This window comes from Leptospira langatensis (assembly GCF_004770615.1).
In the GTDB taxonomy this organism is placed as follows: Bacteria; Spirochaetota; Leptospiria; order Leptospirales; family Leptospiraceae; genus Leptospira_B; species Leptospira_B langatensis.
In genome coordinates this window covers 19605-33647 of record NZ_RQER01000004.1, presented here as the reverse complement: position 1 = coordinate 33647, position 14043 = coordinate 19605, and the positions used below count along the sequence as shown (strand labels likewise).

Sequence of the window (14043 nt, the reverse complement as noted above, 5' to 3'; positions counted from 1 at the left end):
GGGACTTATATGAAAAACCTTCTGCAAACATTTTGGATCGTCGCTTTACTTTTAGCTTCTACAGTCTCCTATTCTCAGGAAAAGGAACTCGCTCCTATTCCGGGAGAATGGGAACAAGCGGATCGAAGAGCGAAACGAAAGATCTTTGCGGGAGGTTTTACTGCGAATGGATTGAGTTGGTTCGGGGCAGGATACCAATTTTCTTCTAAGCTGGCTCTTTCCTTACAATGGCAGGAGCAAAGAGATATCCAAAGGTTCGATCTGGATCTAAGCGGAGTGCAATCCAATCTTTCGGGGACATTCACTCTCACAAATTCGGAAAAGATCCAGAGACAAACCAGTCTACAACTGGAATGGTTCCCGTTTTCCAATCCGTATTATTTTGCGGGAGGAGTAGGGATCGAAAGCTATCTAGAGAAGCAAAGAAAAACGGAAACACTATATCCTACAGGAGTGTATACGGACTACGCTTGGAGTATTTCTCAGCAGAAATTGTATTTCTCTGCGGGCTCAGGATTTAGATATATATTCCCTTCCGGATTCTTCATTCATTTGGGAGCGAATCTACTGTTCTATCCGAATCGACCTACGAGTGTCGTAAGGGATGCTTATGATAGCAATGCTGCTTGGGATTCCCGTGAATTGCAGAAGAATTGGAATGAACCGGAAAAAGAAGCTAGACAACATTCGAATCCATACGGGGCACAATTGCAGATCCTATTCGGACTAGCGGTCTAAGCGGTCGGATTTCCAGTTTTACCCAGATATTCCAAGACGATCATTGCCATATCGTCGTGAGAGTTGTTTCCTTCTTGTGTGAAGCTGCGGATCTGCTGTATGACTGTGGAGCAGAACGGATCGGGTTCCAAATTCGCACAGTCGCTTAATAATTCTAAAAACTTCTCATCTCCGTAAAAATCACCGTTAGGCTCCCTTGCTTCCGGAAGCCCATCCGTATACAATACTAGTTTATCTCCCGGACCCATTACGGTCGTTTCCGTATGATACGGGGACTTCATGAGTTCGGTGATCGCCATTCCGGAAGGTCGGAACAATTCAGGCTTAGGGAAATTTCGGCGAAGGATCACAGTCTCCGGATGACCGGCGTTCGCGATCAGTAGCCTTCCTGTTTCCGGAAAGAAGGTGGCGATCGTAGCAGTCAGGAAATTCCCGCTTAGCTTTCCGATCAATTGGGCCCTCATCTTAGTGAGCATATGACCCGGGTCGCTTAGATAGTCCGTCCAATCAGCAAGTGCCATTTTCACCATAGAAGCGACCATAGCGGCACCCGTTCCATGTCCGGTCACATCGCAAATAAAGATCCCGATCGCTCTTCCTGTCCGATCCACAACGGAATCCACGAAGTCTCCTCCCACATCCAACATCGGTTCATATCTATAAGCTAGCTTTATATTCGGGATCTTTGGTAGATCGGAAGGCAAAAGAGAAGATTGGATCTTAGCTGCGATCGCAAGATCTCTTTCCAAGAGCCGAGTCTTTCGCTCTATCTCTTCTTTTTGAGCGGCGATTGTCTGCGTCCTTTCGATCACTTTCGTTTCTAAGGATTCGTTCAAAGATCGCAAAGAAGCCTGAGCGGATTCGAGTGCATGGAATGTGTTCGAATATCTTTTGGCGAGCACGAAGGAGAAGATCAAGCTCATCAAGAAGAATCCTTCGTTTACTAAAGGATCATCCGCGATAAGGTCTATGGAGATCAGGGCCCCATGCACTACAAAGGAGAACACAACTAAGAATGCGAAAAGTAAGGAGAATGCAAAAGGGAGCTTTGCAATGGAGAAGCGGGACAATTTATAGATCAGAAATAGAAGAGTGAGAGGAACGGAAGCTATGAAAGGATCGTACAGATACTTCATAAAATATAATATGGATCCGCTAAACCAATATTCGAATAATATCTCCGATACGATCAGAGCATAAAAGACGACTATTGCATCGTGGACCTTATCCCTTCTTTGCGAAAAGAAGTCGTATACGAATCTCAGGAGAGAAACGTTGATCAACATTGCAGAAACGAATGTGCAATAGATATAATACGTTTTCGATCCGGAGATCAGGCTGATATATCCTTTAAAACCGAGAAGCCAAAAGGCAAGGAATAGATTTAAGAGACTATAATGAAGGTAATAGGCTTCATTTCTTCGATTCAAGAATAGAACGAAGGCGTAAATGAAAAGGAAGATCTGAACTGCTGTGATGGAAATGACGCGGATCGTCCTGGAATTCTGCTCCTGGGATAGATCCAAGACCTTTCCGAAAAGGATATCTCCTTCGAAGGAAGAAAGATTGTCTTCCGAATAACCTCGGATAGAGATCGAGTTTTCTCCCTGTTTCAGGATCTCGTCGGGAACGGAGATCAAAATGGGCCTTGCATTATTCTTACTGAATGTTTTGGACTTCGGATCAAACTCGGATGAGTAGATCTCCTTTCCGTTTACGAATAATTCGTATCCGAATGCGCGGACCGGCATGAGTAGCCCTAACCCCGAATGCAGTGCATTTTCAGGGATAAGTATACTGGAACGGTACCAACCGATGCCATGATGTTCTTCGAATTCCGGGTGACGGTTCCATTCGTCGTTTGTAGCGAGAGGGAACCAGGAGGAATCTTCTAATCCAGGCTGAGAGTTTTGGGGATCGTCCTGAGAGGAAAATCTCCACTCCTTCTGCAATTTGATCGGGAATTGAGGATCTGTGAATTCGTATCTTCCGAAACTGGCCCCTTCTTTCTTTCCTTCACTCGCGATGGGGAGGAAGAAAAAGAACAGAGCCAGGTAAGCTAGATATTTAATAAGAACGTACGTTTTCTGTGAGCTTCTCTTGTCCAATGTGATGCGCGTTTTTGATCAGTGTTTCGCATTCTTCGATCGAAAGATTATAACCCTTCTTGGAGAATAAACTTTGGAGACTCTGAGGAGTTCCGTTGTTGATCTCTTGTACTATCTCTTTTGCAAGAGCAGGGTCTGCGGCGGCATCAGCAATGAAATTTACGAATGTGGCCATGGAGAACGTCCTTTTTTTGTAATGTTCTAATTTACGAAAATTGCTTAGATTTCACTATAAATAGATTGAGAAAAAGTTAATAATCTTCGAAGGACAAAATGCAACTGAAATTTTTGAAAAAAAGAACATTATGAAAAATTCAGAGCGTATTTTAGTCATAGGTGGTGGTCCGGCCGGTGCGTCAGCCGCTTATTTCCTCGCAAAGGCAGGTATGTCGGTCACTCTTTGGGACAAAGCCTTCTTTCCTAGGGAGAAAACCTGTGGTGACGCGGTATCTGCCAAGGCATTCTACACTCTTTTCAGGATGGGGATCAAAGAAGGGGACGTTTTCCCGGAACATCAGTCGATTTCGGATATCGCACTCTTCGATTGGAACGGGGAAAAAAGAAATTTACTTCTTCCACCAAACTTATTTGGGAATTCGTTCCAAGTGATCCCGCGTAAGAATCTAGATCATACTCTTTTACAAAAAGCGAAAGAAGCTGGAGCTGAGGTGGTTGAAGGAAGACCTGTACAGGAGATCCTTCCCACTTCGCATGGCTTCCGAGCGATCCACTCTAAGGGAGAGGAGACGTTTCGTATATTGATCGGCGCGGACGGGATCCATTCTCAGGTTGCCTCTTCGGTTTTTGGACGTAAACGGGAGAAGGCAAGCAAGTCATTTGCAATGCGGGCCTATATTCGAGATGTGCATCTTTCTTTTCCTCATAGTTATTATTTTATCTACCAAAGAAATATATTTCCCGGTTATGCCTGGATCTTTCCTTTGCCTGGGGGTCGAGCAAACGTGGGATTTGGCTTTCCCTGCGGTCTGGAAGCGAAAGGGGAATTTCAGCCTTTCACGTTTTGGAATTCTCTCTTGGAAAATCCCATATTGAGATCTGAGCTTCAGGGTGGGATTTGGGAATCGGAACCGAAAGGTCATTATATCCCCATGAGAGTCGGCAGGGGTCCTTTGTATTTGGATCGCGCCTTTCTATGCGGCGATGCCGCCGGTTTGGTGGATCCGATCACCGGAGATGGGATCGATCTAGCATTGGAGTCTGGAGCGCTCGTAGCGGAAGACATTATTCGAGCCTTTCGATCTAATCGTGCGGACCTGTCCCTCGGCGAATATTATCAGGAAGTTTGCGAGAAGAATATTCGAATGGAATTGAGGAGAAAGGAGGGAATGAAATACTATTTTTTCAGAAAACAGATCTTCGGTTTCTTGTTTGGAAAAAGATCGGAGAGATACGATACGGATCTATCTAAAATTATATTAGGAAACTTTAAAATTATAGACCTAATGAAACTATTCGTAGGTAGGATCTTTCAGACAGCGAATTCAGACTCGGATTGATACGTTTCGATTACCCGAGCACATTCCCAACTGGAGACTTCATATCCGTTATACTCGAACCATGCTTTCATGGATTCGGGGTCTAAATTTTGAACAACGCTCATGAATTGGGTATTGTTTGCATGTTCTGATTGAATGAAATCTATAAATGTTCTCAAATCTTTCACCTTACAAAGATTAGCCAAAGATTATGTTCTCTTGATAAACCATATCAAGAAAAAATTGAATATTTGACATATTTTTATCTTGAAGCCAAAGGTAAACTAACTTTAATAACCCTTTAAATTCTAAACTATTTCTTTTATATAGTTTCAGATATTCAAAATTCCGGGAACCTTTTTAAATTAAAATTGAACCTTCAATGGCTAACCATAGAGCTGACTACAAAATGCGATCTTCGTTGCGATCATTGCTTTGCGTTAGCCGCCTTAGAGAGCAAGTATAGCATCTCTCTAGAAAAAGCGAAACTGATCGCTACTGAAGGTGTTTTGGCAGGCTTCCAAAGGCTTCATTTGACTGGAGGAGAGGTCACTCTCTGGAAGGATTTCTTTTCGCTGGTTGATTTTGCATTTGGGATCGGCTACAAAAGTCTTTTCTTTAATACTCACGGAGGGCATCTAACGCGTGAGTTTTGTGCAAAGGTCGCTTCTTATGGGGATAGGATCAGCCTTACCATTAGTTTGAATGGGAACGAGGAGATCCATGATTCTTCCAGAGGAGAGGGGAGCTATCAAGCGGCGATCCTCGGCCTACAAACGGCTCAAGAATTCGGGCTTTCCGTTGAGATATTCGCTGTGGTGGGCAAACGTCTCCTTCCCCTCTTGCCTGAGTTCGCTCATTCTCTTTTTTCTCGTTTTCCTAAATTGAATCGATTGACCCTGATCCAATTGCATCGGGTAGAGGACGACGATTATGATGTAAGTGAGGATCTGCTGAGTCCGGAGGACTTTGTGACGATGGTTCGAAGCGCCTCTCTCTTGTCTCTTTATGGATATCCCATGAATATATTAGATAATTCTTTATCGAATGTGGTGGCGCGAGAGATCGGTCTTCCTCATCTTCCGTATTCTCCCAATATAGAAGGGGAAGGTCGGTTCGTGGTCTTAGTAGATGAAAAGATTACAAATTCCCATTCTTCGAGGGCTGAATACGGATATTTTAAGCCGGGAGTATTTCAGGAGATCTTGAGGTCGGAAACCTACCTGTATAGAACTCGGAACGACGATTCCGTTTGTCCCACATGCAGTTTTTTTAATAAATGCAGAGAGGCGAGAAATCCCCGTCCTTCCTTGCCGTATATGGATCATGTGGAAGGGCTGTATTGCAAGAGAGTTCTTCGATTGTTAGAAGGAGAGCTGTCAATAGAGCGTGTATAACGTATAAATTGGTCTAATTCTCTCTAATGGGCTTGGATCTCTTATTTCGGGACATAATCATGTGCATATCGGCTCCGTAAACGATCGTATGCAGAGATTTGAATGCGAGCATATTGCCGGAATGTAAAATTCCAAAATAGGATCTTTCCCATTTTTCATATTCCATTTTTTGCAACTTACTTATAACAAAAATTTTCTTTAAAAGTGGAAAGAAATGGTAAAAAAAAGAAATTTGTTCATAGTGTGGTCATGCAAAGGCTAGAGTTCGGAAGCAAGGATTCCTCGGATGAGGAAAAAGATTTCTGTAAACTATTGAATCGTTCTACTTTAAGCCTTTGTTATGGGTTGCCTACTTCCTTACGAACGGAAGCTGTACTCTTTCTATACAAATACTCAGAAAGCAGTCTGATTGGAGGCTTTGATTTTCTCAGGAGATACTATGGGCCAAGTTATTCTATCCTATATTGGATAAACGAATCTGCCCAAGCGCTTCCTTGGGAGGACTCTTGGCTGACTCTTTTGCTAGAATCCCATTCTTGTGCTCTCTTATTGCATTCTTTAGACGACCATCTTTCGGACGGTTCTTTGAAAGCCAATCATACCATACTGCAGTTGAGAACCGAAGCTTGGACCAGGTACGCCCAAGCTAGTAAATTATTCGGTAAAGAGATCCATGGCGGAGTCTCCATTTTAGATGAATTTATAGATAGGTATTTCAAGACGATCAATGATTCCTCTCTCTTGGAAAATTTAGAAGCTCACCTAACCAGATTTAGATCCCAAATGGCGACCTGGTCCCTGCAGCCGTACTTGCTCTCTCGTTCTTATTTTTCCAAGGACCAGGCCGAGGTTGTGCTAAAGATGTATGAATCTTTCGGGATATCCTGGAGGCTTTTGGACGATTATCAGGATCTGCAAGAAGATCTGGAGAATGAGGAGATTTCCTCCATGACCTATTTTCTTCCCGAAGGCAAACGATCGGAGTGGGGAAGCGAAAAGAAAGAGGAGATTATCCGCTTCTTCCAAGACATTCAACTGGAAAAGCAGGTCTCGGATCTAGTAAATTCTTACTTAAGCGATTCTGCGAGAATGGCCGACGAATTGCATCTCACAGAATATTCAGAATCCTTAAAGTCTCTGATGATCTCCGAACCAAGCCCCGCCTGAGATCGTCGCGTCGGAACGAGTGATCGATCCTGGGCTTGGTTCCGACTTTCTATTCCGATTTTCCTGAAAACTCCACCACCAATAAGGCCATATCGTCTTGCAGTTGGGATTCTCCCTGAAAAGATTGCACTCCCTTCATTACGAAATCGCAAAGTGTTTCCGGAGAGGCTTCGGAATTTTTCTCGAGAATATTCGCCAGTCGATCCTCTCCGAAAAATTCTCCTTCTGAATTTCTGGAATCTGGGATCCCATCCGTATAAAGAACGATCTTATCTCCCGGAAAAAGTTCTACTGCTTCCGTTTGGTAAGTAGTGGGGAATGCTTCGTAGATCGCGACTCCCTTCGGTCTGTAAAATTCGACTTTTCCTTTCTTTCTTAGAATCAGACATTCCGGATGGCCTGCGTTTGCGATCAATGCCTGTCCGCTATTCAGATCCAGCGTGACCAGGGTCGCTGTGATAAAATGACCGTCTAACTTTCCTTCGAATTGTTCTCTGATATGCAACAGAAGGGAAGAAGGATCCGCTAATCTTTTTGACCATTCGCCCAATGTCATCTTGAGCATGGAAGCGAGTAAGGCTGCGGATACCCCGTGTCCGGTTACATCTCCGATAAACATTCCCAGGCAATTCGTTTTTGGATCGTACAATGCGTCCAACAGATCTCCTCCTACTTCCATCATGGGTAGGTATCTATAGGAGATGCTTGCGTTCGAAATGACAGGAAGTTCTCGAGGCAATAATGCATTTTGTATTTTTCCAGCGATGGATAGATCCTTTTCTAGGATCCTTCCTTTCTGTACCAGCTCTGCTTTTTGTAATTCTATGATCCTGGTCCTCTCTACTACCTTGGATTCCAGGGATTCGTTCAATAATTTCAACTTGAGTTGGGATTTTTCCAGAGCTCGGAATACTTCGGCGTATCTTTTGGCTAATGCCAGACTGAATAATAAGGTAAGTCCAAGAAAGCTTTCGTTTACCCAAGGCTGGGACTTGCTAAATCCCGCAAAACTTAAGACAGTATAGAAAGAAGACACTGCAACTAGAATAAGCCCGGAAACAACCCAGGGATAAGATAGGATACTGGATCTCCTGTATCTGTAGAAAATATAGAGAGTGTTCCCATAAAAGAAGACCAACACTATTAGAAAAGTTTGAAATGCGTATTTTCCGAAGTAAGGATGTCCTCCTATGATCGAATATTCTAAAGTGGGCCAGATCGTAAGTAGGATAAAAAGGAACTGTAGAAATCTTCCGAGTTTACCTGCTTTGGCTTGGAAGATACCGATCGTGAACTCGTAAAAGAGTATGGGCAAGAAGGCGCCTAAGGAGTAACCGAAAATGACCCAGATCCAGGGAGAATCCACCAAGTACTGGGTCCATCCTTCATAGGACGGATACCAGATTGCCATAGAGAGATTGAGAAGAGCGAAGGAAAGATTGAACTTATCTGTTCTTCTTCGTATGTATATGAAGGCAAAGAATACGAAAGAGAATAGCTCTAGTACGCTGAAGAGCAATACACGCAAGGCCTTTAATAGATAGACTGTTTGGATCTCCGAGACCGTCCCTATGATCGGATTTCCCAGAATGCTCCTCGGACCTTCGAAGGCGAATAGGGAAAGTGCGAGAATGACCTCTTCGCTTTGAGAAGCGATCGGTACGATCCTTGGTTTAGCGGACTCTTTGAGTTCGGAAGGAACGATGGTTTGATTAGGTCCTTTGGATTGTACGCTAAAAAAACATCTAGAGGGACAAAAAGGTATATAAGCGGAAAGTAATATATCTTCGTCTTCTTTCTTCTTTGTGACCGAATGTAGGAATACGTAGGTGAGATCCTTGTCGAAGCGATCCAGGTCTCCGATCCTCGAGGGACTTAGGATCGGGATATTCGCCGAACTTGATCCGAGTTCGTTTAGATCCGGGTCTTGGAATTTTTCGAAGGCGAATGCCTTGGTTAAAGGAGAACCTACTGGCAATTGGGTAAAGACCCAGTCCGAGAGTTCGTAGGGCCCGTGAGCGGGGTCCCATTTTGTGGTAAGTGTTTTAGGTTCCTGGGCCTCTATGCGTAGGCAAAGCGCTATTCCACAAAGGAATAGCAACGGTCCAGAAACTGTCCGTTTCAAATTAAGTTTCGTTTTCATTTCGCATGAGCCCTTTTGAGCTCTTACATAATTTTTTCCGAAACTGCCTCGAGTTGGTAAAGCTTTTTACTAGCCTGGATCTTTAGCGCAACGAAATCCGAAATGGTGGTATTCCGGGAAATTCTGAGGGACATGGGACCTTCTTTTGGAACCCCTTGCGTATTCGGCAGGCCACCACCAAGAGCCCCCCTTTAGGATCTTTCTGGTAAAACCGGGACAGGGTTCTTCTCCATTGCAAGGCCCCTTTGGATCTTTTCCTCTACAGGAATCTCCGCATGCCGCATAACTTTCCGAATACCAATCCTGTACCCATTCCCAGGAATTTCCCGCCATATCGAATAGTCCGTACATTCCTGCCGGTCGGGAACCTACAGGAGCGGTGGGCATTAAATTAGGAGGATCTAATTTTCGGGAAACGCAACCTTTCCGATTGCCTTCCTCTATGACTGCTAGTCTGCAATTTGCGGTCTTATTTCCCCAAGGGTACAGATTTCCTTTGGGACCTCGGGCCGCCTTTTCCCATTCCGCTTCCGTGGGGAGTCTTTTGCCTGCCCATTCGCAATATTCTTTGGCAGTATACCAACTCACTCCGAGCACAGGCTGTTTCGGTTTTAAATAAATTTCTCCGTACGCTGGACCTATGGTATCGCAGGTCCCGTTGTAGAGACATTCCTTACAGGATCCGTCTTCTATACATTTGCTGAAGTCCTCGTTTGTGACCTCGTACAGATCCATGAAGAAGTCGCTGATATAGATCTTCTGCTCCGGCATTTCGTCCGCATCGTGCTTATTGCTTCCGCGAATGAATTCTCCTGCGGGAATGCATTGCATTCCCTTGATCCTTTTTCCGAAACAGGGCTTTTTAGGATCGGGGGCTCCTAATAGATGAGGTGCGAGTAAGAATGCGAGAGATAGGATTAGGAATGTGAAATGAATCGGACGAAAAGAATTCATTTGGCGGAGAAAAGAATGCACCTTCTCCAGATATTTCTTGCCTACTCTTACTTCTGCAAGAGAAAAATTCGCGAGTTATGCATTCTATTTTTTGAATTCTTCGTTCGGACTAAAGAAGAATGAGTGGCACAGCGCAGGAAGAAAAGTCCACTGATCCGTTTCCTGAGGAAGAATTTCCGTCCGCATCCGTTACACTGTATGTATAATGCCCGGATCCGTTGCTGAAACTCATGACCCCTGAGCCGGTTAAACTTCCGCTCAGAGTAAAGGAAACTTCTCCCGACTTAGGAAGGCAATCCACGTATTTCCATTTCACAGGAGAAGTGACCGATACCAAGAGAGTAAAATTCTCTTCGACATGTTGGACTTGGATGCTGCCCGCACTCCAGAGTCTGTACCAGGAAAGAGGATTCGAGTCGCTCTTATCCGCTCCGTACTGCAAGGAGCTTGGAGTAGTAATCGCATGAGAGTAGACTAGGTCCGCGCCGGAGTAAGCTTCTCTCAAGACGGAGACATCCTGAGAGTAAGAAGAAATTCCGGACATCTGTCCCGTAAGTATATTATTCCAAGTAAGAGTGTAAGCCAGATTTGTAGTAGGGGATCCCGCGCCGTAGGTGAGAGCGGAACCGGAGCCTGTGACTTTGTAACTTATTCCCCTAGAAGAATTTTCTATGGTCCTATTGATCCCGATCTTTAAGACAGTTCCGTTCTGCACGAAAGGAGAAGAAGAAGATAATCCGCTCCAAATATTCTCAGAGACTCCGTCGATTTTCCAACTTGTGAACGGTAGGAATTTGCAATTCTGAAAATCCTTAGAAGCGAAGAAAGAAGAAGAAGGATGATTTCCGTTCAGGAAGTAATCAATGAAATCGTATGCGTTCGTATCGGTGGAGTACACCTGTCTTTGGTAATCTCCTCCACCCAGGCAATCGAAAGAGATATTGTACGCCTGTAATTCCCCTAGGCTCGGTCCCTTCTGCCAAAGTTTATAGAATGTATAAGCGACCTCTTCGCCGAATGCCGGCTTGGTCCTGTAGAGAGCGGTAGAAGCTCCTTCCCCGCTTAACCCTTCCATAGAACCGGAGACCGGATCGAATGCGGAGGTCAATGCTTCTCCTACCTTATCGTTCTGGATTAAGAGGCCTAGTGCAAGTTTGTTATCCTGATCGGAATTCTTGCTCTTATTCGTGCAAGACAGAGCCAATAAACCGATCGCTAATATGAGGGAGATAGGAAGGAAATAGGTCCTGGAAAGCATAGGGTTACGTCCAAAATTACAGAAAATCTCTGGAGTTCTACTTATATTAACCTATCTGACGTGCTTTATTTTACGGAAAATCCCAATTTAGATGCACCAGAACCTAGTTTTTTTAGCAAAAAAAGCCTATTCTAGAAAGTTGCTTGCTTGCTTCTAATTCGCGCGAAATATAACCGATTTCAACAGAAACGTTAAGAGGTTAATCTAAGATGAGAAAATCACTCGTTCTATTTGTCGTTTTGGCGGCTTTCTTAGTGGGTGAATCGGCGTTTGCAGATCCAGCTCCAGTAGTCGGAAAATGGAAGACCATTGATGACGAAGATAAGCAAGAGAAGTCCACAGTGGAGCTCTATGAGCAAGGCGGAAAGATCTATGGTAAGATCGCAAGCTTAAGAGAACCAAACGACAAAGACGGTAAACCTAAAGTTTGTACCAAATGTGAAGGTGCAGATAAGGACAAACCTGTTGTCGGTCTAGTCATCATCAAAGGCTTGAGCGCTGACGGTGACGAATATACCGGAGGAACCATCATGGATCCGAACAACGGTAAAACATATAAATGTAAATTAAAAGCCGTAGACGGCGGTGCGAAATTAAACGTTCGCGGGTTTATCGGATTCGCCCTAATTGGAAGAACCCAAACCTGGCTGAAGAAATAATCATGCGATCCGAACGGGGAGATCTTCCCCGTTTCATTTCAATGTATAAGAGGTGATTCGTGAAGAGAATCAGACTGTCTATTTTATCCATTTTATTTCTTTTCGCGTATGTAGGATTGTCCGCCGATCCGGCTCCTGTTACTGGAGTTTGGAGAACATTCAGCGATAACGGAAAAGAAGAATCCACTGTCGAGATCTACGAGCAAGGCGGAAAGATCTTCGGTAAGATATTGACCCTTGTGGATCCGAACGATAAGGACGGAAAGCCTGCTCGTTGCACGGAATGCGACGGAGCGGAGAAAGATAAGCCTGTGCTCGGCATGGTGATTATCAAAGGCCTTGGTCCGGAAGGAGACAAGTGGTCCGGTGGACGTATTCTGGATCCGAACGACGGAGTTTGGTACAAATGCAATTTGAAAGCCGTCGAGGGCGGTAAGAAATTGGAAGTCCGCGGATATGTGGGTTTCTCTCTCATTGGCCGTTCTCAGTTCTGGGTCAAAAAATAGATCTTATGATGCATCGGATGGAATTCCACGGGGATCTCATCCGGTGAAATTCTAAGACTACAAAGAATTCTTTCTTTTCTTCTTCCATCTTCTTCTAAAACTTTACGACAGTGTCCGGTTTCGTTCGGTTCTTACTCTTCTTCTCTTCTTTATCAGCATTTCTACTCTCTTGCTCCTTGAGAGAGACTATTCCTGCAAGACCCTTAAACGATCCTTCTTATCATTCTTTGATCCGGATCGAAAAAGGTGCAAAGGACGAGTTTCTGAGGATCACAGAAGGCAAGGTACCTTTCTCCTATATAGAAAAGGATATTCAGTATGCGGTCCTTTCGAAAGAAGAAGTAAAGCAATACGGATTTCCGAGAGAAGGGATCAGTCTCTCCAAAAGCCTTCCTTTTAAATATTATTCTGGGAATTACCAGGACGCTCTCTCCGAGTCGGTATTCGCGTTAGGCGATATACGTAAGGGTTATAAGGACAACGTATTAAATTCCCATTATCTATTTTGGGTGAGTCGGTTGTTTCCGGATCATTCTTCTTTTCGGATCATAGGTAGATCCAGTCGAGGAAGGGAGATCCCGGCAATTGTCTTGACGGACCTTCATGTCCCTGATGAGAAGAAAGTTTCCGTCTTATTCAATTGCGCTCATCATTCCAACGAGGTAGTTTCCATAGAGCATTGCTACGATGTGATCTATGAGATATTAGCCGCTAAGAGGAAGAATTCGAGCCTTCTTTCTAAGTTGAAGATCTGGGTTGTGCCCATCGTAAATCCGGACGGCTCCCGCATTTTCTGGCATGAGAATCTGGCGATGGGGAGAAAGAACGGAAGAGGGTCTCTTTCGGAAAAGGAACACTTGGGAGTGGATATCAATCGCAATTATCCTTTCGAATGGGGAAAGACAAAATCCAACCAAACTTCTTCTGTTCCATCTAGCGTTTTTTATCGTGGACCCTTTCCCGGCTCGGAGCCGGAGACCCAGGCTATGATGGCATTGGCGGAGAAGGAAAGGTTTGCCGCTTCCATCAGTTATCATGCGTTCGCGAATTGTCTACTCGTTCCTTATACGATCGACGGAACGGTGAATCCCGAGCCGGATCTGGTTTGGGATCTGGGGGAAAGGATTGCGAGCGCCGTAGAGAGTAAGAACCCTGTTCGAAAGTTTTCCGCAAGAAAGAATATCTACGGAGTGGATGGAGTAGACCAGGATTATTATTTCTTTAAGTATGGAACGCTTGCTTATTTGTTAGAGTCTTCTCATTTGAATCCTCCGTATGCGGATGTTCCCAAGATCATGGAATCCTTACGCCCCGCTTGGAGCCTGGTACTGGAAGAGATCTTAGAAGGGAATAAATTGTATTTAAGGATCAAAGACGAGTCGGGCCACCCTTTGTCTGCAAACGTAATCTATGAAAACTTGCATTTCTATCATGGGGAAACCAGGAACTCCAGAAAAGAGGACGGGATCTATTTTCAGACTTTCCCTCATTTAAAGAAAATAAGGATGCGGATCCAAAAGGATGGTTACGAGACTTTGTATTGGGAAGGAAATACTTGGAAGTCCTGGGTTGCCTTGGATCTGGTCTTAAAAAAGATCCATCCGGCAGAATGAAATA

At 44.4% G+C, this 14043-nt stretch carries 13 protein-coding genes; 7 read left to right on the top strand and 6 right to left on the bottom strand.

Annotated elements, in window-relative coordinates; all coding sequences use genetic code 11:
• The first annotated feature begins 9 nt into the window (after positions 1 to 9).
• A complete protein-coding gene (locus tag EHO57_RS04335; RefSeq protein ID WP_135646345.1) occupies positions 10 to 738 on the top strand; it encodes a hypothetical protein in 729 nt (242 codons plus the stop codon).
• Here the strand turns inward: EHO57_RS04335 and EHO57_RS04330 are convergent.
• Both EHO57_RS04330 and EHO57_RS04325 read right to left on the bottom strand, forming a co-directional pair.
• Entirely contained in the window at positions 735 to 2846 is a 2112-nt protein-coding gene (locus tag EHO57_RS04330) for a PP2C family protein-serine/threonine phosphatase (RefSeq protein ID WP_135646346.1), read from the bottom strand. The genes EHO57_RS04335 and EHO57_RS04330 overlap by 4 nt on opposite strands.
• On the bottom strand, positions 2806 to 3021 hold the full coding sequence (locus EHO57_RS04325) for a hypothetical protein (RefSeq protein WP_135646347.1): 216 nt from the start codon (positions 3019 to 3021) through the stop codon (positions 2806 to 2808). The genes EHO57_RS04330 and EHO57_RS04325 overlap by 41 nt, the downstream gene beginning before the upstream one ends.
• Positions 3022 to 3151: 130 nt before the next feature.
• Here EHO57_RS04325 and EHO57_RS04320 point away from each other — a divergent pair, with 130 nt between their 5' ends.
• Positions 3152 to 4363 (top strand): NAD(P)/FAD-dependent oxidoreductase, encoded by a 1212-nt coding sequence (locus tag EHO57_RS04320; protein ID WP_135646348.1) that lies wholly within the window; start codon positions 3152 to 3154, stop codon positions 4361 to 4363.
• On the opposite strand, the gene EHO57_RS04315 is transcribed toward EHO57_RS04320, so the two are convergent.
• Positions 4336 to 4521 (bottom strand): hypothetical protein, encoded by a 186-nt coding sequence (locus EHO57_RS04315; protein WP_135646349.1) that lies wholly within the window; start codon positions 4519 to 4521, stop codon positions 4336 to 4338. The genes EHO57_RS04320 and EHO57_RS04315 overlap by 28 nt on opposite strands.
• A gap of 192 nt (positions 4522 to 4713) precedes the next feature.
• Here EHO57_RS04315 and EHO57_RS04310 point away from each other — a divergent pair, with 192 nt between their 5' ends.
• Positions 4714 to 5739 (top strand): radical SAM protein, encoded by a 1026-nt coding sequence (locus tag EHO57_RS04310; RefSeq protein WP_167882298.1) that lies wholly within the window; start codon positions 4714 to 4716, stop codon positions 5737 to 5739.
• A 249-nt stretch (positions 5740 to 5988) separates the two neighbouring features.
• Positions 5989 to 6906: a hypothetical protein gene (locus EHO57_RS04305; protein ID WP_210410048.1), complete on the top strand. Its 918-nt coding sequence runs from the start codon at positions 5989 to 5991 to the stop codon at positions 6904 to 6906.
• A gap of 49 nt (positions 6907 to 6955) precedes the next feature.
• On the opposite strand, the gene EHO57_RS04300 is transcribed toward EHO57_RS04305, so the two are convergent.
• The 3 genes from EHO57_RS04300 to EHO57_RS04290 form a co-directional block, all read right to left on the bottom strand.
• Positions 6956 to 9049 (bottom strand): PP2C family protein-serine/threonine phosphatase, encoded by a 2094-nt coding sequence (locus EHO57_RS04300; RefSeq protein ID WP_135646352.1) that lies wholly within the window; start codon positions 9047 to 9049, stop codon positions 6956 to 6958.
• 69 nt (positions 9050 to 9118) lie between these two features.
• The gene (locus EHO57_RS04295) at positions 9119 to 9880 is read right to left on the bottom strand and encodes a formylglycine-generating enzyme family protein (RefSeq protein ID WP_246050583.1); all 762 of its coding nucleotides are present in this window, start codon (positions 9878 to 9880) and stop codon (positions 9119 to 9121) included.
• A 232-nt stretch (positions 9881 to 10112) separates the two neighbouring features.
• A complete protein-coding gene (locus EHO57_RS04290) occupies positions 10113 to 11261 on the bottom strand; it encodes a hypothetical protein (RefSeq protein WP_135646354.1) in 1149 nt (382 codons plus the stop codon).
• 209 nt (positions 11262 to 11470) lie between these two features.
• Here EHO57_RS04290 and EHO57_RS04285 point away from each other — a divergent pair, with 209 nt between their 5' ends.
• The 3 genes from EHO57_RS04285 to EHO57_RS04275 all read left to right on the top strand — a co-directional run bounded on the left by EHO57_RS04285 (position 11471) and on the right by EHO57_RS04275 (position 14039).
• Complete coding sequence (locus tag EHO57_RS04285; protein ID WP_135646355.1) at positions 11471 to 11920, top strand: DUF2147 domain-containing protein; 450 nt, start codon at positions 11471 to 11473, stop codon at positions 11918 to 11920.
• 59 nt (positions 11921 to 11979) lie between these two features.
• Positions 11980 to 12426 (top strand): DUF2147 domain-containing protein, encoded by a 447-nt coding sequence (locus EHO57_RS04280; RefSeq protein ID WP_210410049.1) that lies wholly within the window; start codon positions 11980 to 11982, stop codon positions 12424 to 12426.
• Between the two features lie 110 nt (positions 12427 to 12536).
• Entirely contained in the window at positions 12537 to 14039 is a 1503-nt protein-coding gene (locus tag EHO57_RS04275) for a M14 family zinc carboxypeptidase (protein ID WP_135646356.1), read from the top strand.
• Positions 14040 to 14043: the final 4 nt, after the last annotated feature.

Excerpts from the sequence above, each read along its gene's own strand:
- EHO57_RS04295 (WP_246050583.1), bottom strand. The coding sequence starts at position 9,880 with ATGCAATGCATTCCCGCAGGAGAATTCATTCGCGGAAGCAATAAGCAC.
- EHO57_RS04300 (WP_135646352.1), bottom strand. The coding sequence starts at position 9,049 with ATGAAAACGAAACTTAATTTGAAACGGACAGTTTCTGGACCGTTGCTA.
- EHO57_RS04305 (WP_210410048.1), top strand. The coding sequence starts at position 5,989 with ATGCAAAGGCTAGAGTTCGGAAGCAAGGATTCCTCGGATGAGGAAAAA.
- EHO57_RS04290 (WP_135646354.1), bottom strand. The coding sequence starts at position 11,261 with ATGCTTTCCAGGACCTATTTCCTTCCTATCTCCCTCATATTAGCGATC.
- EHO57_RS04325 (WP_135646347.1), bottom strand. The coding sequence starts at position 3,021 with ATGGCCACATTCGTAAATTTCATTGCTGATGCCGCCGCAGACCCTGCT.
- EHO57_RS04335 (WP_135646345.1), top strand. The coding sequence starts at position 10 with ATGAAAAACCTTCTGCAAACATTTTGGATCGTCGCTTTACTTTTAGCT.
- EHO57_RS04285 (WP_135646355.1), top strand. The coding sequence starts at position 11,471 with ATGAGAAAATCACTCGTTCTATTTGTCGTTTTGGCGGCTTTCTTAGTG.
- EHO57_RS04320 (WP_135646348.1), top strand. The coding sequence starts at position 3,152 with ATGAAAAATTCAGAGCGTATTTTAGTCATAGGTGGTGGTCCGGCCGGT.